This window comes from Pseudomonas sp. TE24901 (genome assembly GCF_054058375.1).
The window spans coordinates 372,004-393,147 of sequence record NZ_JBSSAF010000002.1 but is presented as its reverse complement, the minus strand read 5'-3'; the positions used below and the strand labels follow the sequence as shown (position 1 = coordinate 393,147).

Annotated in this window: 22 protein-coding genes; 11 read left to right on the top strand and 11 right to left on the bottom strand. The window is 61.6% G+C overall.

Translation table 11 applies throughout. The features are described from left to right. Positions 1-146: 146 nt before the first annotated feature. Positions 147-1,163 (top strand): 23S rRNA (adenine(1618)-N(6))-methyltransferase RlmF, encoded by a 1,017-nt coding sequence (gene rlmF / locus ACVWVP_RS05530; RefSeq protein WP_178922920.1) that lies wholly within the window; start codon positions 147-149, stop codon positions 1,161-1,163. Positions 1,164-1,229: 66 nt separating this feature from the next. Here the strand turns inward: rlmF and ACVWVP_RS05525 are convergent, their stop codons facing one another. Beyond that, positions 1,230-1,511, bottom strand: coding sequence for an HU family DNA-binding protein (locus ACVWVP_RS05525; protein WP_003188840.1), 282 nt, complete (start codon positions 1,509-1,511; stop codon positions 1,230-1,232). 396 nt (positions 1,512-1,907) lie between these two features. Between ACVWVP_RS05525 and yejK the strand changes: the two genes are divergently transcribed. Continuing rightward, complete coding sequence (yejK, locus tag ACVWVP_RS05520; RefSeq protein ID WP_003171997.1) at positions 1,908-2,912, top strand: nucleoid-associated protein YejK; 1,005 nt, start codon at positions 1,908-1,910, stop codon at positions 2,910-2,912. Further along, the gene (locus tag ACVWVP_RS05515; protein WP_178922918.1) at positions 2,912-3,262 is read left to right on the top strand and encodes a glutaredoxin family protein; all 351 of its coding nucleotides are present in this window, start codon (positions 2,912-2,914) and stop codon (positions 3,260-3,262) included. Before yejK ends, ACVWVP_RS05515 begins: the two co-directional genes overlap by 1 nt. A gap of 148 nt (positions 3,263-3,410) precedes the next feature. Here ACVWVP_RS05515 and ACVWVP_RS05510 read toward each other — a convergent pair whose 3' ends face one another. The 5 genes from ACVWVP_RS05510 to ACVWVP_RS05490 are packed head-to-tail and all read right to left on the bottom strand — an operon-like array spanning position 3,411 to position 7,171. Next, positions 3,411-4,388 (bottom strand): FecR family protein, encoded by a 978-nt coding sequence (locus ACVWVP_RS05510; protein WP_457404643.1) that lies wholly within the window; start codon positions 4,386-4,388, stop codon positions 3,411-3,413. Then, the gene (locus ACVWVP_RS05505) at positions 4,385-4,963 is read right to left on the bottom strand and encodes an RNA polymerase sigma factor (protein WP_372339931.1); all 579 of its coding nucleotides are present in this window, start codon (positions 4,961-4,963) and stop codon (positions 4,385-4,387) included. The genes ACVWVP_RS05510 and ACVWVP_RS05505 overlap by 4 nt, the downstream gene beginning before the upstream one ends. A gap of 7 nt (positions 4,964-4,970) precedes the next feature. Continuing rightward, on the bottom strand, positions 4,971-5,297 hold the full coding sequence (locus ACVWVP_RS05500) for a DUF3325 domain-containing protein (protein WP_457404641.1): 327 nt from the start codon (positions 5,295-5,297) through the stop codon (positions 4,971-4,973). Beyond that, entirely contained in the window at positions 5,298-6,872 is a 1,575-nt protein-coding gene (locus tag ACVWVP_RS05495; protein WP_178922912.1) for a PepSY-associated TM helix domain-containing protein, read from the bottom strand. It abuts the gene before it with no gap. Further along, positions 6,869-7,171 carry a DUF3649 domain-containing protein gene (locus ACVWVP_RS05490; RefSeq protein WP_178922910.1) on the bottom strand — a complete coding sequence of 101 codons (303 nt, stop codon included), beginning with the start codon at positions 7,169-7,171 and terminating at the stop codon, positions 6,869-6,871. The genes ACVWVP_RS05495 and ACVWVP_RS05490 overlap by 4 nt, the downstream gene beginning before the upstream one ends. Before the next feature lie 170 nt (positions 7,172-7,341). Here ACVWVP_RS05490 and ACVWVP_RS05485 point away from each other — a divergent pair, with 170 nt between their 5' ends. From ACVWVP_RS05485 to fecA, 3 genes are all read left to right on the top strand, one after another. After that, entirely contained in the window at positions 7,342-7,830 is a 489-nt protein-coding gene (locus ACVWVP_RS05485; RefSeq protein WP_178922908.1) for a sigma-70 family RNA polymerase sigma factor, read from the top strand. Further along, entirely contained in the window at positions 7,827-8,768 is a 942-nt protein-coding gene (locus ACVWVP_RS05480; RefSeq protein WP_178922906.1) for a FecR domain-containing protein, read from the top strand. Before ACVWVP_RS05485 ends, ACVWVP_RS05480 begins: the two co-directional genes overlap by 4 nt. Positions 8,769-8,859: 91 nt before the next feature. Continuing rightward, positions 8,860-11,196, top strand: a complete 2,337-nt coding sequence (gene fecA / locus ACVWVP_RS05475; RefSeq protein ID WP_457404638.1) for a TonB-dependent Fe(3+) dicitrate receptor FecA — start codon at positions 8,860-8,862, stop codon at positions 11,194-11,196. A 39-nt stretch (positions 11,197-11,235) separates the two neighbouring features. On the opposite strand, the gene ACVWVP_RS05470 is transcribed toward fecA, so the two are convergent. Next, a complete protein-coding gene (locus tag ACVWVP_RS05470; RefSeq protein ID WP_178922904.1) occupies positions 11,236-12,108 on the bottom strand; it encodes a LysR family transcriptional regulator in 873 nt (290 codons plus the stop codon). A 105-nt stretch (positions 12,109-12,213) separates the two neighbouring features. On the opposite strand from ACVWVP_RS05470, the gene ACVWVP_RS05465 reads away from it, so the two are divergent. Then, the gene (locus ACVWVP_RS05465; RefSeq protein ID WP_457404636.1) at positions 12,214-13,734 is read left to right on the top strand and encodes an MFS transporter; all 1,521 of its coding nucleotides are present in this window, start codon (positions 12,214-12,216) and stop codon (positions 13,732-13,734) included. A gap of 257 nt (positions 13,735-13,991) precedes the next feature. On the opposite strand, the gene ACVWVP_RS05460 is transcribed toward ACVWVP_RS05465, so the two are convergent. Then, positions 13,992-14,402, bottom strand: coding sequence for an HPF/RaiA family ribosome-associated protein (locus ACVWVP_RS05460; RefSeq protein ID WP_178922902.1), 411 nt, complete (start codon positions 14,400-14,402; stop codon positions 13,992-13,994). Between the two features lie 212 nt (positions 14,403-14,614). Beyond that, on the bottom strand, positions 14,615-15,562 hold the full coding sequence (locus ACVWVP_RS05455) for a LysR substrate-binding domain-containing protein (protein WP_176994952.1): 948 nt from the start codon (positions 15,560-15,562) through the stop codon (positions 14,615-14,617). Positions 15,563-15,699: 137 nt separating this feature from the next. Here ACVWVP_RS05455 and ACVWVP_RS05450 point away from each other — a divergent pair, with 137 nt between their 5' ends. The 3 genes from ACVWVP_RS05450 (at position 15,700) to ACVWVP_RS05440 (ending at position 19,019) form a co-directional block, all read left to right on the top strand. Then, positions 15,700-17,076: an L-serine ammonia-lyase gene (locus ACVWVP_RS05450; RefSeq protein WP_457404634.1), complete on the top strand. Its 1,377-nt coding sequence runs from the start codon at positions 15,700-15,702 to the stop codon at positions 17,074-17,076. Between the two features lie 60 nt (positions 17,077-17,136). Next, positions 17,137-18,438 (top strand): serine/threonine transporter, encoded by a 1,302-nt coding sequence (locus ACVWVP_RS05445; RefSeq protein ID WP_457404632.1) that lies wholly within the window; start codon positions 17,137-17,139, stop codon positions 18,436-18,438. Positions 18,439-18,704: 266 nt separating this feature from the next. Then, the gene (locus ACVWVP_RS05440) at positions 18,705-19,019 is read left to right on the top strand and encodes a DUF3509 domain-containing protein (RefSeq protein WP_176994955.1); all 315 of its coding nucleotides are present in this window, start codon (positions 18,705-18,707) and stop codon (positions 19,017-19,019) included. On the opposite strand, the gene ACVWVP_RS05435 is transcribed toward ACVWVP_RS05440, so the two are convergent. Continuing rightward, complete coding sequence (locus ACVWVP_RS05435) at positions 19,016-19,504, bottom strand: phosphate-starvation-inducible protein PsiE (protein WP_017254513.1); 489 nt, start codon at positions 19,502-19,504, stop codon at positions 19,016-19,018. The two genes, ACVWVP_RS05440 and ACVWVP_RS05435, sit on opposite strands and share 4 nt — an antisense overlap. A gap of 248 nt (positions 19,505-19,752) precedes the next feature. Between ACVWVP_RS05435 and ACVWVP_RS05430 the strand changes: the two genes are divergently transcribed. Next, positions 19,753-20,013, top strand: coding sequence for a YebG family protein (locus ACVWVP_RS05430; RefSeq protein WP_012722374.1), 261 nt, complete (start codon positions 19,753-19,755; stop codon positions 20,011-20,013). A 55-nt stretch (positions 20,014-20,068) separates the two neighbouring features. On the opposite strand, the gene ACVWVP_RS05425 is transcribed toward ACVWVP_RS05430, so the two are convergent. Continuing rightward, complete coding sequence (locus ACVWVP_RS05425; protein ID WP_457404630.1) at positions 20,069-21,088, bottom strand: Leu/Phe/Val dehydrogenase; 1,020 nt, start codon at positions 21,086-21,088, stop codon at positions 20,069-20,071. Between the last annotated feature and the right edge of the window lie 56 nt (positions 21,089-21,144).

Genomic DNA, 21,144 nt, shown 5'->3' with positions numbered 1-21,144 from the left:
AGCTGGCTTGCCTGCGAAGGCATCGACGCGGTCAGGTTGATTAACCGAGTCGCCTGTATCGCAGGCAAGCCAGCTCCCACAGTTGACCGGGTTGGGTCCAAGATGTGTGACAATGCCCCCCACTTTGAGCCAACACCAGAATCATCATGACCGCCCCCAGCACGCCAAAACCTCCGCGCAAGAAGCCTAAAACCGCTGCCACGGCAAAGCCCGTCGCGCCACGCAAAGAGGCCACCCTGCACCCGCGCAACCGTCACACGGGCCGTTACGACTTCCCGGCGCTGATCAAGACCACGCCTGAACTGGCGAAATTCGTGATCATCAACCCGTACGGCAAGGAAAGCATCGACTTCGCCAGCCCCGATGCAGTGCGCGTGTTCAACCGGGCGCTGCTCAAGTCCTTCTACGGGATCCAGCACTGGGACATCCCGGCCGACTACCTGTGCCCACCGGTGCCGGGGCGTGCAGACTATGTGCATTTCCTCGCCGACCTGTTGGCCAGCAACAACGACGGCAAGATCCCGCGCGGCTCTATCGTCAAGGTGCTGGACATCGGCATGGGCGCCAACTGCGTCTACCCGCTGATTGGCTACATGGAATACCGCTGGAACTTCCTGGGCTCGGAGGTCGACCCTATCGCGGTGGCCGCCGCCAAGGCCATCGTGCAATCCAATGACTTGAGCAAGGTCATCCAGCTGCGCCAGCAGACCAACCCCAAGCAGATCCTGCTGGGCTTGCTGGAGACTGGCGAGTCATTTGACCTGACCATGTGCAATCCGCCCTTCCATGCGTCCATGGAAGAGGCTACCAAGGGCAGCGAACGCAAATGGCGTGCCCTGGGCAAGGCCGATCCGAAGCGTAAATTGCCGGTGCTGAACTTTGGCGGCCAATCGGCCGAGCTGTGGTGTGAAGGCGGTGAAGCGCGGTTTGTGACGCAGTTGATCGCCGAAAGCGCCAAGGTCGCCCATCGGGTGCTGTGGTTCAGCACACTGGTCTCGAAAGCCTCCAACCTGCCCGCCATTGAAACCGCGCTGAAAAAGGCCGGTGCGCTGGAAAGCCAGGTGGTGGAAATGTCCCAGGGCCAGAAACAAAGCCGTTTCGTCGCCTGGACCTTCCAGACCAAGAACGAACAGTTGATCTGGCGCCAGCGCTGGGTGCGATAAACCAAATCACAGGCAACAAAAAACCGTGCCCGGATCGCTCCGGAGCACGGTTTTTTTTGCTGCGTCTTACTTGTTAACAGCGTCGGTCAGGCCTTTGGCCACAACCAGCTTGATAACTTTCTTGGCAGCGATTTCGATGGCAGCGCCAGTCGAAGGGTTACGGCCAGTACGGGCAGGACGCTCGGTCACTTTCAGTTTGCCAACGCCTGGCAGAGTGATTTCGCCGCCGTTTTCCAGCTGATCAGCAACAACTTGGCTCAGTTGGTCCAGCAGAGCACGCACGGTGGTTTTCGGTGCGTCTACAGCTTCAGCCAGGTCAGCGATCAGTTGGTCTTTAGTAATAGCCATTGTGGTGTTCCTTCCCTATCAAATTCATATGGATTGCAGAGTGCAGTGTCAGCCGTCGAGCCCGACCGTCATGGCCTGGCACCCCCGGCTATAACCACGGAGATCGGGGTTATAGATGCTTGAAACGGGGATTGGTTCGACCTGACAGATGCTGAATGCACGCTTAACGCCGAGACTTGGCGTAAGACGGGGCAAAACTAGCACAGAGACGGGGAAATATCCGCTTCTACCTACCCATTTGGTCAGCTTTATCGCTCTAAACCGTGAAAAAAAGGAATATGCCCCGTCGGAGAGCGTCCAAAATGTCCTTCGAAGCGTGTCTTGACCAATGGGTGCGGTACACTGGGCGACTTTTCGGGGAGGCCAACCGCTCCCCTTCAACCAGCCGAGAAGCCCATGCCGATCCGTCATTGCATCGTCCACCTGATCGACAAAAAACCCGACGGCACACCTGCAGTTCTGCATGCCCGCGATTCAGAGCTGTCTGAATCTGCCGCCATCGAGAACATGCTTGCCGACCTCAACGAGAGCTACAACGCCAAACAAGGCAAGGCCTGGGGTTTCTTCCATGCCGAGTCCGGCGCGCACCCGTTCAGCGGCTGGTTGAAGGAATACTTTGACGGCGGGCAGGACTTCACCACCTTCAGCCGCACGGCGGTCGAGCACCTGCAAAAGCTGATGGAGGAGTCCAACCTCTCCACCGGCGGCCACGTGCTGTTTGCCCACTACCAGCAAGGCATGACCGACTACCTGGCCATCGCCCTGCTGCACCACAGCGAAGGCGTGGCGGTGACCGACGAGCTGGACGTGACCCCCTCGCGCCACCTGGACCTCGGTCAGCTGCACCTGGCGGCACGGATCAACGTGTCCGAGTGGCAGAACAACAAGCAGTCCAAGCAGTACATCTCGTTCATCAAGGGCAAGAACGGCAAGAAGGTCTCGGAGTACTTCCGTGACTTCATCGGCTGCCAGGAAGGCGTCGACGGCCCGGGCGAGACCCGTACCCTGCTCAAGGCCTTCAGCGACTTCGTTGAAAGCGAAGACCTGCCGGACGAGTCCGCCCGCGAAAAAACCAAGACCCTGGTCGATTACGCCAGCAGTCAGGCCAAGCTCGGCGAGCCCATGGGCCTGGAAGAATTGTCGGGCTTGATCGATGAAGATCGGCCTAAGGCGTTCTACGACCATATCCGTAACAAGGACTACGGCCTTTCGCCGGAAATCCCGGCGGATAAGCGCACCCTCAACCAGTTCCGCCGCTTCACCGGCCGCGCCGAAGGCCTGTCCATCAGTTTTGAAGCGCATTTGCTGGGCGACAAGATCGAGTACGACGAAGCCGCTGGCACCTTGATCATCAAGGGCCTGCCGACTCAGCTGACCGACCAGCTCAAGCGCCGCAACTGATGCTGGGCGGAGTCTTCAAGAAAGTCCTGCTGGTATTGCTCGTGGTGGTGGTGTTCGAAAACTGGGGCAAGATCGAGCGGGTGTTCAACCCCTCACAGGTGGTTTCAGAGCACGTGCGCGCTTCGGCACGCGTGACGCTCTATGCCACCGAGTGGTGTGGCTACTGCAAGCAGATCCGCCGCTTTCTGGACCAGAAAGGCATTCCGTACCAGGCCGTCGATATCGAGAAAGACGCCCAGGCGCGCAAAGCGTATGAGGCGCTGGGCGGCGGCGGGATTCCGTTTGTGAGTGTGAACGGCACGCTGATTCGCGACTACAACCCTGACGCGATCATGGCAGCACTGAAATAACCCACACCTTATGGGAGCTGGCTTGTGTGAATGCTGGTTTGCCTGGAATCTGGCTTGTGTGGGAGCTGGCTTGCCTGCGATGCAGACACCTCGGTCTGTCAGGCAGACCGCGGTGACACTATCGCCGGTGAGCCAGCTCCTACAGCCTCTAACGCAGCACGATCATCCGCCCCAGCACATGGTGCTGTTCAAACCCCAACACTGCCTGCAACGCGTTCAACACCGCCTGCGGGTCTTTGCTGGGGAAGCTGCCACTGACGCGCTTGGCGGCCATGTCGTCGTTCAGCAACAGGATGCGGCCCGGGTAATAACGGCCCAAGTCCTTGACCACGTCCGCCAGCGGCGCTTTATAGTAGTTGAGCCAGCCGTCGCGCCAGGCCAGGCGTGATTCGCTGTCGACCGCGTGCAGGGGCTCGGCGATACCGTCGGCGTAGGCCACTTGCTGGCCGGCCGTGAGAACTTGCTGCTGGCCCGCCTTGGATGGCGTCACACCTACCCGTCCGGACAATACCGTCACCTCGGCGCCTGCCGGCTGCAGGCGCACTTCGAACTGTGTGCCCAGCACCCGCGCTTCGCCACTGCCTGCCCCCACCACAAACGATTGCCCCGTGTGTGTCACGCTGAAAAAGCCTGCGCCGCGACGCAGCTGGATATGCCGCTCGCCATGGCTGAAATCCACGGCAATGGCACTGTCGGCATCAAGCGTCACTTGGGATTGGTCGGCCAGCGTGACGGTTTTGATTTCACCTGGCGCCGTCACGTAGTCCGCGCCGAAGTCATCGACCCAGCGCGACGGCTGCCAGCCGGCGCCCATGGACACCATCAACAGCAGGCAGGCGGCCATCGCCAAAGCGCCGGACCAGCGCATCGCCCGCGAGCGCTTCGAGGTGTTCATCGCATTGAGGTACCCCTGCAACGCCAATGCCTCTTCGTCCGCCAGCCTGCGCGCCGGCACTTCACTCAACTCCCACAACACCTGCGCCTGGGAGTAGGCCTCGACATGCGCAGGGTCGGCGCGCAGCCAACGGCTGAACGTGGCCTGGTCGCCACTGCTGGGCTGGTCATGCAACAGGCTCAGCCAAGCCAGTGCGGCTTGTTCCTGGGCGGGCGTGGGAGTGACGTTCACGGTGCTTTCCCTGGCGTGCGTGGGGGTGATGGTTCGCGAAGGCTGGCTTTGCAGGCTTCGAGGGCACGCATCATATGTTTTTCCACAGCGCTTTGGGACACCCCCATGGCCTTGGCGATTTCGGCGTATTTACGCCCGTGAATGCGGTTGAGCAGGAAGATCTGCCGGGTGCGCTCGGGCAAGCTGCGCAGGGCGGCCTCGACATGGCGCAAGTCATTGCCGGCTTCGAGTGCGGCCTGGGGCTCGGAGCCCTGGTTGTCCTGTTGTTCCGGAAGCCAACCTTCGCTGCTACGCACCCGGGCGCCTTCGCTGCGCAGGTGATCGATGGCGATGTTGCCCGCGCAACGCAACAGGTAGGTGCTGAGTTCCTCGACCTGCACCAGCGGTCGGCGCCAGAAGCGCAGGAACAGGTCCTGCACCAGGTCGGCCGCCGTGGCGCGGCACCCCACGCGTCGGCTGACCAGCGCTTCCATCTGCGAGCGCTGGGACAAGAACACCTGCAAAAAATGCGCACGTCCACCGGCCGCATCCGGGTGCTGGCTGTCTGGGGATTCCGGTGGCGTGCTGATCATCATGGAAGGCTCAGAGTATGGCGAAGGCCGCAACCGGGCTGGCCAGCAAGCCAACACCCGCCAGGATCAAGGCCAGCCTTGGCCGGTACGGCAACAGCAACACCAATAACAGTGCGCTGAGCATCAACACCGCGCACCACTCCACCAGGCCCTGGCCCCAGCCAGTGGCGGCGACGGCCGGCCAGATGGCCACGGCCAACAGCGACCACCCCGCCACACGCAACCCCAAACGCCGGCCGGGCATGGGTTTGCTGTGCAACAGTTCGCCATGGTGGCGGTCAGTGGCCAGGCATAACGCGGTAAACCCGGCGTAGCACAGCAGGAAGGCGAGCAGCATTCAGTTCACCTCCTGCTCTAGTGTCAACGAGCCCGCGCGCACCGCCTTGGGCTGCGGTGCCGTGCGGTGCTGCATCTTCCAGGCGGCCCAGGTGAGGAACACGCCGCTGGCGAAACACGTCAGGTCGAACCCGGCCATGGCCCAGTCGCCCCTGGCCAGTGACACGCCCAGGTGTTGCGAGGTGGTCAGCGCGTTGAGCAGCGGTATCGACACGAACAACAGCGCACCGAGGCTCAACTGTTCAACCCAACCCTGGCGACCTCGGCGCAACACGGCGTGCAACAGGCTAAGGCCCCAAGCGATGAAAAAGGTCTGCACTTCCCAATCGGAGCGTGCGGAGAGGCCGATCGGCAACAAGCGGTTGGCCCAGAAAAACGCCGCGATGGCGATCATCAGCCCCGACATGCTGGCGATATTCAGGACCTCCACCAGCCGCAGCTCGAATGGCATCACACCACTTTTGACATGCTTGAGCTGGCGCTTGCCGAGCCAGATCACCAGCCCCGTGCCGATCATCGCCGTGCCCGCCAGGCCACAGATAAAGTACAACCAGCGCAGCACCGGGCCGGCGAAATGGCCCATGTGCAGGCCGTAGAAACTGCCGCTGATCGCAGCCGGCAGCGATTGTTCGCCACTGACCCGCAACAGCTCGCCGGTGGTGCCGTTGAACGACACCGTGCTGCCGAAATCATGCACCACGCGATCGGAACCGGCGCGGAACACATTGACCGAGGCGTTCACATCGCCCGGGTTGTTGATCGTCAAGCGGCCCACATGCCCGCCCGCCCACTGTGTCCGCGCCTGTTCGTACATCGGCCCCAAGGGCAGCAAGCGGCCCGGTTGGCCCAGCGCCGGCGCGTTGTTGGTGGCCGGAAATACGTCATTGAAGAACGCACGGGTGTCGTTGCCATAGGAGGCGGCGATGGGCGCCGGCATCACCAGGCTCATGAAAATCACCAGGCTGCTGTAGGTGATCATCAAATGAAAGGGCAGCACCAGCACGCCCACCGCGTTATGCCCGTCGAGCCAGGAGCGCTGGCCCTTGCGGGGGCGGAAGGTGAAGAAGTCCTTGAAAATTTTCTTGTGGGTGATGATGCCGGTGATCAATGCGACCAGCATCACCATCGCCGCGGTGGTCGACAGCCAGCGCCCCCAGGGGTGGGGCATCTGCAGTTGGAAGTGGAAACGGTAGAAGAATTCGCCACCCATGCTTTCCCGGGCCTGGACCGCTTGGCCGGTGACGGGGTCGAGGGTTTTCTGGATGAAGTTGCCGCGCTTGCCGGGGTCGATCTTGTCTTGCCACATCACCGACAGGCCGGGGTCACGGCTGTCTGGCAGGGTGATGAACCAGCGTGCGGCACTCGGTGCCTGTTGTTGCAGGTAGGCTTGGGCGGCGGCAAGGCTGCGCGCATCATCCAGCGGATGGGCCTGCACTTCGGGCTGCATCCAGTGGCTGATTTCATCGTTGAAGTACGACAGGGTGCCCGTCAGGAAAATCGCGAACAGCAACCAACCGAAGATCAAGCCGGCCCAGGTGTGCAGCCAGGCCATTGCCTGTCGAAAACCCTCTTTCATGTGCGTGCCATCCAGAAACCCACGCCAGCCAGGGTCGCGAACAACGCACTCGGCACCATCACCCCCGCCCATGCACGCCACGCCGTACGGCAGGCGAAACACCAGAGCACGGCCAGCAGGTAGAACACAAATGAACTCATCATCCCGGTGATCACCGCGTCGGCGCGGGACGTTGGCATCCAGAGCGCCAGGCAGATGCTGGCCAGGGATGCCATCAGGTAGCCGCCCACCACGGCGGCCAGCACGCGGGACGTTACGGCCAGACGGTAAACAACGGGCAATGAGGTTTTGCTTTTCATGCGGGAAGCGCCAGATTCATCAGCGCGCAATATTAATGATAAATATTCTCATAAGCAAAATAGAACGGATGAATCACCCGCCGCCACGGATTGCCGAACCGTATCGCGCGCCCTACAATGCGAACAATTCTTGTTCTCTAAAGCATGCCGATGCTTGTGGAGTGATTGCGTTGCAGCCGTCCAACACCGTCGAAGTCCTGTACCACGACCATCACCACTGGCTCACCGGCTGGTTGCGGCGCAAGCTCGGCTGCCCGGAAAGCGCGGCCGACCTGGCCCAGGACACCTTCATACGCGTGCTCACCGCACGGGAAACCCCGGCGCTGATCGAACCGCGTGCCTTCCTCACCACCGTCGCCAAACGCGTGCTGTTCAACTTCTACCGCCGCCAGGACCTGGAACGCGCCTACCTCGACGCCCTGGCGCAGATGCCCGAGCAGGTCGCCCCTTCGGAAGAAGACCGCGCGATCATCCTGCAAACATTGCTGGAACTGGACCAACTGCTCGATGGCCTGCCCGTGCAGGTCAAACGCGCGTTCCTGCTGGCCCAGCTCGACGGCCTGACCTACGCACAAATCGGCGCGGAACTGGGCATCTCCATTGCCACGGTCAAGCGCCACCTGAATAAAGCGGCCATGCGCTGCTACTTTGCCCTATGAATTTCTCCACCCAAGTCGCCGAGCAAGCCGTGCACTGGCTGATGGAAATGCAGCAAGGCGCGCTCAACCCGCGCCAGCAGGCCGCCTGGCAACAATGGTTGGACGCCCACAGCGAACACCAGCGCGCCTGGGACCACATCCAACGCGTCAACCAACGCCTGCGCGGCATGCCCTCACCCCTGGCGCACGCCGCCTTGAACGCACCGAAGTCCAGCAGCCGACGCCAGGCCCTGAAGTTGCTGCTGATCCTCGGCGCCGGGTCGGCCGCGGCCTGGAGCCTGCGCCAGCAACATATCCTGCCGCCGCTCACCGCCGACTACCGCAGCCCCGTGGGCCAGCGGCGCAAAGTGCAGCTGGCCGATGGCAGTCAATTGCAACTCAACACCGGCAGCGCCGTGGATGTGCATTTCGATGGCCAGCAACGCTTGATCCGCCTGCTGGAAGGCGAAATCCTGCTGACCGCCAAGGCCGGCACTACGCCGCTGCAGGTGCTGTCCGGCCAGGGCTTGCTCAGCAGCCAAGCCGCACGCTGGAACGTGCGCCAGTTCAACGATCACACCCAACTGGCCGTGCTCGACGGCCACGTCGACGTGATGCCCAACCGCTACAGCGGCCTGCCGCTGACGGTCGAGGCGTCGCGTCAGGTCAATTTCACACGCAAGGGATGGGACACCCCGCGCCCTATCGACGCCAACAGCGGCGCCTGGGCCGACGGCATGCTCGTGGCCGCGCACATGCGCCTGGAGGATTTCCTCGCCGAACTGGGCCGCTATCGCCGTGGCCAACTCAACTGTGACCCGCAGGTGGCCAACTTGCTGCTCTCCGGCAGCTACCCGCTGGACGACAGCGAGCGCATCCTCGACCTGCTGGAAGTCAGCCTGCCCGTCAACGTGCGGCGTTTCACCCGCTACTGGGTGACGGTGCAGGCACGGGTCTGAAATTAGTGTGCAACACCGTGAGCCGTTTTCCACACCTCGCGTGACAGAGAAGGAAAGCCACCTTGATCCTTCCTTCTCAGGACCGCTCTTCATGCCCCAGCAACCGACGCTTCTCACCCGTACCTTGCGCCAACTCCTACTGGGCGCCAGCCTCAGTCTTACGGTGATTCCTCAGGTGATGGCGGCGGATGCCAAGCCCTATCACATTGCTCCGGCATCGTTGGAAGCGGCACTCAATCAATTCGGGCGTGAGGCTGGCGTATTGATTTCGTTCGGCTCCGAAGTGACGGCCGGCCTGCAAAGTCGCGGGCTGTCTGGCAACTACAGCGCCGCCGAAGGCCTGCAGAAACTGCTGGAAGGCACTGGCCTGCAAGCCCGCGCCGAGGGCAACAATGCCTACAGCCTGCAACCGGCCAGCGCCCCTTCCACGCTGGAACTGCAAACCTCCAACGTGGTGGGCGACTGGCTCGGCGACGCGCAGCAGACCAACGTATTCGAACACCCCGGTGCCCGTGACGTGATCCGCCGCGAAGCATTCGAACGCCAGGGCGCCACCCAGGCCCGCGATGTGCTCAACCGTATCCCCGGCGTCAACGCCCCGGAAAACAACGGCACCGGCAGCCACGACATGGCGCTGAACTTCGGCATTCGCGGCCTCAACCCGCGCCTGGCGTCGCGCTCTACGGTATTGATGGACGGTATTCCGGTGCCTTTCGCGCCGTACGGCCAGCCGCAGTTGTCGTTCGCGCCGATCAGCATGGGCAACATGGACGCCGTCGATGTCGTACGCGGCGGTGGCGCCGTGCGCTATGGCCCTCAGAACGTCGGGGGCATCGTCAACTTCGTGACCCGGGCGATCCCCGATGCACCGACCGTCAAAGGTGGTTTGCAGACCGAGACCAGCCCGTCGTCCAGCCACGACGGCTTCAAGACCACTGGCAACCTGCTCGCCGGCGGCACTGCCGACAACGGCCTCGGTGGTGCGATCCTTTACTCGGGCACCCGTGGCGGCGACTGGCGGGAAAACAGCAACACGCGCATCGACGACCTGATCCTCAAGGGCAAATACCAGCTCGACGACGCCAACAGTTTCAACGCCATGGCGCAGTACTACGAGGGCCAGGCCGATATGCCCGGCGGTTTGAACGTCAAGGACTACAAGGCCGATCCGTATCAGTCCACCCGCCCCTACGACAAATTCTGGGGCCGTCGCACCATGTTCAACGCCGGCTACCGCTACCAGGAAGACCGCCGCGAATTCACCGCCAACACCTTCTTCACCACCACACTGCGCAACGGCTACCTGGACCAGGGCACCTTCCTGTCGCTGTCGCCGCGCGAGTACTGGGTACGCGGCCTTGAAACCCGCTTTGCCCAGGGCTTCGACCTTGGCCCCACCAGCCACGAAGTGGGTGTGGGCTACCGCTACATCAACGAAGCCGGCCATGAATTGCGCTACCGCACGCCGATCAGCGCCAACCAGCAACTGCCCAACACCAACAGCCGCAACGACCGCGACACCCGTGGCGCCACCGAAGCCAACGCGTTTTTCGTCGATGACCGCATCGACATCGGCAAGTGGACCATCACCCCGGGCGTGCGCTACGAGATGATCGAGTCCCAGCAGACCAACAACCTGACAAACGTCAAATACAAGGGCGACTACAACACCGCGCTGCCGGCGCTGAACGTGCTCTACCACCTCACCGACGACTGGAACCTCTACGCCAACACCGAAGGCTCGTTCGGCAGCGTGCAGTACAGCCAGATGCCCAACCGTGTGACCAGCGGCGAAGTGAAGCCGGAAAAAGCCCGCACCTGGGAACTCGGCACGCGCTATGACAACGGCACCCTGCGTGCGGAAATCGGCGCGTTCCTGATCAACTTCGATAACCAGTACGACAGCAACCAGACCAACGACTCAGTGATTGCCCGTGGCGAAACCCGTCACCAGGGCATCGAGTCGAGCGTCAACTACGCCCTCGACGGGTTGAGCCCGGCGCTGGCGGGGTTTGATGTGTATGCCACCTATGCCTATGTCGATGCGACCATCCGCGAAGACGGCCCGAACAAAGGCAACCGCGTGCCCTTCTCGTCCAAGCACAAAGGCACCCTCGGCGTGGGCTACACCGAAGGCCGCTGGAAGCTCAACCTGGACAGCAGCTACCAGAGCAGCCAGTTCGCCGACAACGCCAACACCGTGGCCGAAAGTGCCGACGGCAGCACCGGACGCATCCCCGGCTACATGCTGTTCAGCAGCCGCGCGGCGTACGACTTCGGTCCGCAGCTGTCGGATTTGAACGTGGCGGTCGGCGTGAAAAACATCTTCAACAAGCAGTACTACACCCGCTCGTTCGACGATAACAACAAGGGCAAATATGTGGGCGAACCACGTACGGTGTACGTGCAAACCTCCATCGCGTTTTAAACACGCCCCCCTGTAGGAGCTGGCTTGTCGAAAAGGGAATTAACTGCCCGCCAGGCAGCTGGGCGTGCCCGCCACCAGCGCATCAATTGCGCAGCGCGTTTTGGCCGGCATGTGTGGGGCCGTCGGCCAGATCACATGGATCGGTGAAGGCTGCTCCCGGTAGCCCGGCAAAACCGGCTCCAACTGACCGCGCAAGACGTAATGCGCAATCAGCCAACTCGGCAACCAGGCCAGGCCAACGCCCGCAATCGCGGCATCGGCCACGGCCTGGAGGTCGTCCAACACCAAGGGGGACGCCACACGCGAGCGGTACGCCGTATTGCTGCGGTAGGCGATACCTCGATGGCCTGCGAGGTCATCAATCCCTGCTATACGTCCCTTGCGCTGCAAGTACGCCGGCGAAGCCGCCAGGCCCACAACCTGTTCGCCCAGGCGGCGAGCGCTCAGTCGATCCGTATCAGGCAATGAGCCAATGCGCACGGCAATGTCGAAGCCCTCCTGCGCCAGGTCGATCATGCGGTCCGAGAAGCAAATCTCGACTTCCAGTTCCGGGTATCGATCCATCAACCCCCACAGCGCCGGCGCCGCATAGTGATGACCGAAGGCCAGCGGCACACTCGCCCGCAAGCGCCCGCGTGGCTGCTGCCGACCACTCTCCAACACCGACTCGGCCGCCTCCAGCTCAGCCAGTGCCCGCAGACAATGTTCGTAGTACGCCTGCCCGTCCTCGGTCAGATACTGACGCCGTGTGGAGCGCTGCAGCAAGCAAGTGCCCAAGCGTGCCTCCAGCCGCGCCAGGCCCTTGCCTACCGCAGAGCGCGTGAGGTTCAGCCGTTCGGCGGCTTGCGTCAGGTTGCCGCTTTCCACGATCTGCAAAAAGAGTTCGACGCCATCGAAACGCGGAGTGGTCATGGTGCAATTGTCGCCTTTAGATCCCTTATCAGCAGAAAACTTATCACGAATAAAGAACCAAATTCCCCTGAAAATAACCGAATCCTCAATCTTCAGGAGAATCCCATGCCAACCGCCGCCACGTTATCGGCCGCCAGCACACCCCATGCGGCCAGGAACGCGCTCGCCCTCACCGCCGTTTGCCTAGTCGCCCTGATGTTCGGCCTGGAAATTTCCAGCGTTCCCGTCATCCTGCCCACCTTGGAACAGCAACTGGGCACGGGCTTCCAGGACGCCCAATGGATCATGAACGCCTACACGCTGGCCTGCACCAGCGTACTGATGGCCGCCGGCACCCTGGCCGACCGCTTTGGCCGCCGGCGCATGCTGGTGCTGTGCTTGTGGGTATTTGGCCTGGCCTCACTGGCCTGCGGCCTGGCCGACAGCGCACCCACGTTGATCACTGCGCGTTTCGTGCAGGGGATAGGGGCAGGCGCGATGATGATCTGCCAATTCGCGATTCTGTCGCACCTGTTCCGCGAGCCCGCGGCGCGAGCCCGGGCCTTCGCGATATGGGGCGTGATTGCAGGTATCGGCCTGGGTTTCGGGCCGATGGTGGGTGCGTTGATCCTGGCCATGGCTGACTGGCGCTGGGTGTTCCTGGTGCATGTGCCACTGACCTTGTTCACCCTGGTGCTGCTGCGCATCAGCGTGCAGGAATCCCGCGACCCGGCCGGCCATCGCCTGGATATCGCCGGCATGCTCACTTTGACGCTGTCGGTGTTCGCGCTGGTGTACTTCATCACCCAAGGCACCGAACACGGCTTTGCCACCCCGGCCATGCTCGGCTGGGCCGGCTTGTCGCTGGCCGGGCTGTTGCTGTTCATCTTCATTGAACGACGCAGTGCACACCCGATGTTCGATTTTTCGGTGTTTCGTATCCAGCGTTTCAACGGCGCACTGATGGGTTCGATCGGCATGAACTTCAGTTTCTGGCCGTTCATGATCTACTTGCCGCTCTACTTCCAGGCGGGCCTGGGCTACGACACCGTGACCACCGGCGGCGCCCTGCTCGCCTACACCCTGCCGACCTTGCTGGTGCCGCCGCTGGCCGAACGCCTGGCCTTGCGCTATGGCGCCGAACGCATCATCCCGCTGGGCCTTGGCCTGATGGGCGCGGGGTTTATCGCCATGGCCGTGATCAACCGTGCAGAGCAGCCGAGTACCGCACTGGTGCTCTGCAGTTGCGTGCTCGCCGGTATCGGCTTGGCGCTGACCAACTCACCCACCACCAATACCACCACCGGCTCGGTTTCGGCTGACCGTGCGGGCATGGCGTCGGGCATCGACCTCAGTGCGCGGCTGATCACGCTGGCACTCAATATTGCGTTAATGGGCTTGGTGTTATTGCTAGGGATCAGCCATCAGCTGGCCAGTTTGCTGCCCGCAACCACGGCCATGGACTGGCCTGCCATCAGCCAGCACATTGCCGCTGGCAAGCTGGATGTACCCGGGCTGACGACCACAGATGCCCAGGCCGCCCTGCGCCACGGCGCCGGTTGGGCCATGCTCTTTGCGGGCATTGGCGCAGGCGTGCTGGCGTTGTTGAGCCGGCATTTTTTCCGTAGCCGCGCACAGCCTTATTGAGATGTCGCCTGTGCCGCCGCCTTCGCAGCCTCGCTAAAGCTCGACAACTCCCACAGGGGATGTGTGCAGCGACGAAGATCCACTGTAGGCGCTGGCTTGTCGAATCGTCGCACCGCAGCGATAGCGGCGGCACAGCCAATAGAGATGTCGCCTGTGCCGCCGCTCTCGCAGCCTCGCTAGGCTCGAAAGCGCCCACAACGAAAACGGGCCTGCAAATGCAGGCCCGTCTTTTGTGGCGATGAAGTAACTGTCAGTGATCAGCCGTTGAACACGGCACGTTCTTTTTCCAGGAACTCCTGTTCAAGCTCGTCTTCATTCACTTTGGTGGTCGGCTGGCTTTTGCCGGCAGCGCGCGGCTTGCCTTGCAGTTTGCCGAACAGATGTTCCAATGCATGCTCCAGCTTGATGGCAGCACCGTCGATGGCCTGTTCCAGCGTGTCGGCCTTGTCGCAGACCGAGACCGGTTGATGGCCCTTTGGCCGCGCTTCCAGTCGGCAACTCAAATCATGGGGGCCGGGCTTGTCGCCGTTCTCATCGCGCAGGTAAACCTCAACGCGGGTCAGATGTTCGTCATAACGTTCGAGCGTGCTCTCAATGGTAGTACGTACCCACTCCTCCAGTCGGATGCTGCTTTCAATATGGTTATCGCTATTGACTTGGATTTGCATAGTTCTTCCCTTATTTCAGCTAGCTCGCGGGAGGTCACAACTGCAACACCGGTGTGGTGTAACCATGACCTCTTGATGACACAATTGAGCAGTCAGAGAAGTAATTCAACCCCTTTGCAAAGATAAATCCCACATTACAAATTAAGTCTGACTACGAGCAAAAACGCTGTTAGGGTGGGGAGTTAGTTACATCTTCTTACGCCTGAATATCCTCACAATTGCCCCTCACCCAAGGGGTGCAATCCGCGAAAAATCCCCGCTTCTTCCACCAGCCAATCATGCACCGCCCTTACGCCCGGGTGGCTCAGCGCGCCTGGCGCATACAGCAATACATAGCGTTTGTGATTGGGCACCGCCAGGCCGAACGGCACGATCAAGGTGCCACGCTCCAGCTCATCATTGAGCAAGGTGCGCCGCGCAATGGCCACGCCCATGCCGGCGATGGCAGCCTCGATCGTCAGGTGGTTGCGGTTGAAGGTGTGCCCGCGCCGAACATCGGCCTCGTGATAGCCGATGGCATTCAGGTAAAACTCCCACTCCGCGTACTCATAACTCCCACGCCACGCAGTGATGTCGTGCAACAACGGGAAATGCACCAGGTCAGCCGGGCCATGCAACGGTGGGCGACCACGCAGCAGGCTGGGGGCGCACACCGGGAAAATCTGCTCGTCCAGCAGGGCTGTGGATAACAGGCCGGGGTAGCTGCCGTCGTTCAAATCGATCGCCAGGTCGAAGTCGCCTTCGTGCAGGGCGATGCTGCTGTCTTCCGCGACCATACGCAGCTGGATGTCCGGGAAACGCTGCTGCAGCCGTGGCAAGCGCGGCGTCAGCCACTTGCCGAGAAACGACGGGATCGAGCGCAAGCGCAAGGTGCCACTGATCATCCCCGCGTCCAGCCGCTGCAGCTCCGCATCGATGCTGCCGTAGGCCTCCCCCACCGTCGTCGCCAGCCGCTGCCCCTCGGCGCTGAGTTCCACGCCACGCGCCCGCCGATGAAACAGGCGAAACCCCAGGCGCTCCTCCAACTGGCGAATTTGTTGGCTCACCGCCCCCGGCGTGATGTGCAGTTCTTCGGCGCAACGGGTGAACGACAAATGCCGCGCCGCGCAGGAAAACACGTGCAACCAGACGTAGGTCTGGCCATGAAGGGGGCGAGTCATAGGGTTTAGTCCTGCTAAAGGGTGTCTTAGGATAATTCGTTGGTCAGTGCCGATCCAGAGGCTCAGTATCGCGCCAATTCCGCTCGTCCTACAAAACATGGCAGCGATTTCTACTCCATTGCTTGTAAGGCTTTAGCATGGCTATCAGTGTTTTCGATCTATTCAAGGTGGGCATCGGCCCGTCCAGCTCCCATACCGTCGGCCCGATGCGGGCGGCCGCGACCTTTGCCCAAGCCTTGAAAGACCAACATCTACTGAACGACACCCGGCGTGTCGAAGTGCGCCTGTACGGCTCGTTGTCAGCCACCGGTGTCGGCCACGCCACCGACCGCGCCTGCGTGATGGGGCTGATGGGTGAATGGCCAGATACGGTTGACCCAACCTCCATCAATGCGAGCATCCAGCAACTGCGCGAGTCCGGTCGCCTGCTGCTCGCCGGCACCCAGGACATTGCTTTCAACTGGCAACACGACCTCCTGCTGCTCGACGAAAGCCTGCCCTACCACCCCAACGCCATGTCCCTGCACGCCTACGGCGACAACGGCCTGTTGAGCGAACAAACCTACTACTCGGTGGGCGGTGGTTTCATCATCGAAGCCGCCGAGGCTGAGTCGGGTATTGCGCCGACCAGCGAAGTGGAATTGCCCTACGACTTCTCCAGCGCCGTCGAACTGCTGGCCTTGTGCAACACGCATGGCCTGCGGGTTTCCGAGCTGATGATGGCCAACGAACGTGCCTGGCGCAGCGACGAGGAAATCCGCAGTGGCCTGCTGCATATCTGGTCGGTGATGCGCGAATGCGTGGAACAGGGTTTGCGCGATGAAGGCATCTTGCCGGGCGGCCTGGATGTGCCCCGTCGCGCCGCGAAATTGCACCGCAACCTGTTGGAAATCGGCAAACCGAATGTCATCACGTCGACCTTGTCGGCGATGGAGTGGGTCAACCTGTTTGCCCTGGCCGTCAACGAAGAAAACGCGGCGGGCGGGCGCATGGTCACGGCACCGACCAACGGCGCGGCGGGCATCATCCCTGCCGTCCTGCACTACTACATGAAGTTCAACCCCGAAGCCTGTGACGACGACGTGGTCAATTTCTTCCTGGCCGCCGCCGCGGTCGGCATTCTCTGCAAGAAAAACGCCTCGATCTCCGGCGCCGAAGTCGGCTGCCAGGGTGAAGTCGGTTCGGCTTGCGCCATGGCCGCTGCCGGCTTGGCCGATGTGCTGGGTGCGACACCCGAGCAACTGGAAAACGCCGCCGAAATCGGCCTGGAACACAACCTCGGCCTGACCTGCGACCCAGTCGGTGGCCTGGTGCAAGTGCCGTGTATCGAGCGCAATGCCATCGCCGCCGTCAAAGCGATCAACGCCACGCAAATGGCCCTGCGCGGCGACGGCAAACACTTCATTTCCCTCGACCGGGTGATTCGCACCATGCGCGATACCGGCGCCGATATGCATGACAAATACAAAGAAACTTCACGGGGCGGCCTGGCCGTGAACTGGGTGGAATGCTGAGGAGCATTTCCTGACCGCCCCAACGTGAGCCCGCGCAAAAATAATAACGAGGCAATAACGATGACCGATGTACGTACACCTGCTGCCGATACACCTTCAAAAGCAAGTCCCGCTTTAGAAAACACCGTGACCACCGGCTGGACCAAACACGACACCACCTGGATGCTCGGCCTGTATGGCACCGCCATCGGCGCGGGCACGTTGTTCCTGCCGATCAATGCCGGTGTGGGTGGCTTCTGGCCGCTGATCGTGCTGGCACTGCTGGCCTTCCCGATGACCTTCTTCGCCCACCGTGGGCTGACGCGCTTTGTGTTGTCGGGCAAATCCGGCGACATCACCGAAGTGGTCGAGGAACATTTCGGCATCGGCGCAGGCAAGTTGATCACCCTGCTGTACTTCTTCGCGATTTTCCCGATCCTGCTGGTGTACAGCGTCGCGCTGACCAACACCCTCGGCAGCTTCATGGAACACCAACTGCACATGACCCCGCCGCCGCGGGCGGTCCTGTCGCTGGTGCTGATCCTCGGCCTGATGGCCATCGTGCGTTGCGGCCAAGGCGTGATCGTCAAGGCCATGAGCGTGCTGGTGTACCCGTTCGTCGCCGCCCTGCTGTTGTTGGCGTTCAGCCTGATCCCTAACTGGAACGGCGCGTTCTTCGCCTCTGCCGGTGATGGCATGCCAATGCCGCTGTTCCTCAAGACCCTGTGGCTGGCGATCCCGGTGATGGTGTTTTCCTTCAACCACTCGCCAATCATCTCGGCCTTCGCCGTCGACCAGAAACGCGTGTACGGCGCCCAGGCCGAGCGCAAGAGCAGCGGCATCCTGGCCACGGCCCACGGCATGATGGTGCTGACGGTGATGTTCTTCTGCTTCAGCTGCGTGCTGGCGCTGTCGCCTGCCGACCTGGCAGCGGCCAAGGCCCAGAACATTTCGATCCTGTCGTACCTGGCCAACCACTTCCAGACCCCGGTAATCGCCTACGCCGCGCCTTTGATCGCGCTGGTGGCCATTACCAAATCCTTCCTCGGCCACTACATCGGCGCCAGCGAAGGCTTCCAAGGCTTGATCGTCAAATCCTTGCGTAGCCGTAACCGTTCGCTGTCGGCCAAATGGCTGGAACGCAGCACCGCCCTGTTCATGGTGTTGACCTGCTGGGCCGTGGCCACCTTCAACCCGAGCATCCTGGGCATGATCGAAACCATGGGCGGGCCGATCATCGCGTGCCTGCTGTTCCTGATGCCGATGTACGCGATCCGCCGCGTGCCATCTCTGCGCCAGTACTCGGGCCAGGTGTCGAATGTGTTTGTGGTGGTGATCGGCTTGATTGCGCTGTCTGCGATCGTTTTCTCGGTACTGCCCTGAAATAGCCCACAACACCGCGCCCCCTGTAGGAGCTGGCTTGCCAGCGATAGCGGTCCTTCAGCCAAGTATTCATAAGCTGACACACCGCATTCGCGAGCAAGCCCGCTCCCACATTGGTACCTCACTGCCTGTGAGTGCTCTACACGGCACGGCCCTTGCTGTACCGCTTATGAGGGAAACGGACTTTGGCCAGTGGTCAGGAAACGCGAACTAATCCCGACACCGGTCGTCAATGACTGCATGTTCTTATCAGGCGGTAACGCACCATGGACAATCCTTTTCAGATCATCACAGACACCTTCACCCCCAACTACCGTGTCAACCTGAGTATCCAAAGGCTGGATGGCAGCATCATGCTCACCCTCTCGAACGAGTCGGGTGTGGTGGCCAAGCGCATGATCAGCGCCGAACAACGCAATGACCCGCAACGGCTCAAACGCCTGGTGCAAAGCATCCAGTTCGGCATCGCCATCGAGCAGGGCCACAGCGCCATGGAGATCCTGGCGGTGATGACCGATGGCGATCACCAGCGCTTGCAGCGACCGCCTACGAACACCCTGCCCTTCAGCGTCGGGCTTTAAAGCTCGCCCTTCTCGGTTTCCAGGCTCGCCTCGCCTTTGCGGCGCGGGCCTTCGACCTTCACCGACGGGAACGCCGACGAGGCGTAGCGCACCACCAGGATCGAGAACGCCAACAACAGAATCCCACCGCACAGGTAGATGATGCCTACATCAGGCGGGTTGTGGTGGGACACGTTGGAGATCAGCAGGCGTGTCAGCGCGGTGATCGCCACGTAGATCAGGAAGCGCACCGGCATGTGGTTGGTCTTGAAGTAAATCCCGACCATTGCGCCCAGTTCCAGGTAGATGAACAGCAGCAAGATGTCATCGATCTTGATGTGCCCGTTCTCCAGCATCCCCAAAAACTCCATCACCGCCGCCCAGGCCGTCACCGCACCAATGGCGAACAGCGCCAGGTAGTGGAACGACTCCACAAACAGATTGCCCAGGGACTCGGCCAGTTCATGCACGTTCTGGCGCAGCTTTTCGGCCCAGTTGATTTTCACGATGATGCTTCCTTAGGTCGACTCGACCGGATAATGCGGGTTGGACGTGACGGTTGTTCTGCATGCAGAAAAAAGGCCAGAGGCCGATATAAGATGGTGGCGGGGTGACATGAGGCACGGCAAACCTGTATTTACGGGCTACATTAAAAAACTGCTACCCAAACCCCACGGTTTGGCTTACCCTTTTTACTGTATATGAATACAGTGGTCGCAAAAGACAACTATCGTGAAGGCATGTGAGGTGGTGAATGGCCGTCGAAGTGGTATACCGCAGCAGCCGAGATCTGGAGCGTTTGTTCATGGATAAAGCCGAAGCTGACCGTCATGACAAGATGCTTGAACTCGCTGAGTTGCTGGCAGAAGTGTTGCAAAAAGCCGTGCCGTCCCTGAGCGAGCAGCAGGTGGAAGAAGCCGGGATCTACATGGCGAAGAACCGCGATGTGTTTGCCAAGGCGTTCAAGAGCCAGCCGGATGCGTTGTCCGAGTTGCTGAACGCACCGGCAGAATAAAGCCCGAATTGAACAGGCCCTGAGTCACTGACTCAGGGCCTTTTTAATGCCTGGCTTATTTGTACAGCAGGCGCTCGGCCAATTCGTCCGCCACCCGTGCGGGGGAACGCTTTTCGGCTTGGGCGTGGGCGAAGATCTCGGTCAGACGTGCGCCGATGTTCGACAGGTGTGCGGTGATGTCCGCCAGCTCTGCACCGCCGTGCTTGAGCGCGACGTAGATCAGCCCACCCGAGTTGATCACATAGTCGGGGGCGTAGAGGATGCCGCGCCCTTCCAGCTGGTCGGCAATGTCGAGGTTGGTCAACTGCGCGCTGGCGGAACCGGCCACGGCAGCGCAACGCAGCTGGCCGACGCTGTGGCGATTGAACACCGCACCAACGCCGCAGGGCGCGAGGATGTCGCAGGGCGTGCTGAGCAAGGCGTCGTTGGCGATGGGGTGGGCGCCGAGTTGCTCCATGGCCAGTTGCACCTTGCCATGGTCGATGTCGCTGACCAGCAATTCAGCGCCGGCCGCATGCAGCTGTTCCGCCAGGGCGAACCCGACATTGCCCAGGCCCTGGACCGCCACACGCAAGCCTTCCAGGTTGTCGCTGCCCAGGCGGGCCATCGCAGTGGTGCGGATGCCGGTGAACACGCCCATGGCGGCATGGGGCGACGGGTCGCCAGCGGCGGTGGTGCTGGTGACGAAACGGGTGTGCTGGGCGATGCAGTCCATGTCAGCCACTGAGGTGCCGCTGTCGATGGCCGTGATGAAGCGGCCGTCGAGTTTTTCGATGCAACGCCCAAAGGCTTCGAACAAGGCCGCGCGGCTTTCCACATGCACGGGGCGAATGATCACTGCCGTACCACCGCCCACCGGCAGACCGGCCAGGGCGGCTTTGTAGCTCATGCCCTGGGCCAGGCGCGCAGCATCTTCCACGGCACTTTGATCGTCGGGGTAAGCGAGGTAGCGGCAGCCGCCCAAGGCTGGGCCCAGACGGCTGTTGTGGATGGCTATGACCGCCTTCAGCCCGGTGGCCGGGTCGACGCTCAGGTGCAGCGATTCAAGGCGGGTGCTGTGCATGAGCGCAAACATCAATGAGCTCCCGAATCACTTCTGGTAGAGGCCCAAGTATAGGCTTACGGTAAAAA